The 283-nt window shown below is 68.9% G+C and carries 1 protein-coding gene; it reads left to right on the forward strand.

What is annotated here, in order from left to right:
- Positions 1-283 (forward strand): FAD-dependent oxidoreductase (locus EN808_RS35995; protein ID WP_189524264.1); only part of this gene is annotated, 283 nt, incomplete at both ends.

Below are 283 nucleotides of genomic sequence, written 5' to 3' on the forward strand. Positions count from 1 at the left end.
GTGCGGCTCGGCACGCCGGTGACGCGCATCGAGCATGGGCTGGGAGGCATACGCGCCGTCACCGAAAAGGGAACGGTCGAAGCGCGCGCGGTGCTGGTCGCGGCTTCACCGGTCATGGCGTCGAGGATCGCTTTCTCGCCGCCCTTGCCGGATGCGCTGGTGGCGGCGCTCGGCGCCTGGCAAGGCGGTACGGTCATCAAGATCGTCGTACGCTATTCCCGCGCCTTCTGGCGCGACAAGGGCCTGAGCGGCATGGTGATGTGGCGCGACGTCCCGGGGCTTT

Source organism: Mesorhizobium sp. M8A.F.Ca.ET.165.01.1.1 (assembly GCF_004792065.1).
Lineage (GTDB): Bacteria > Pseudomonadota > Alphaproteobacteria > Rhizobiales > Rhizobiaceae > Mesorhizobium.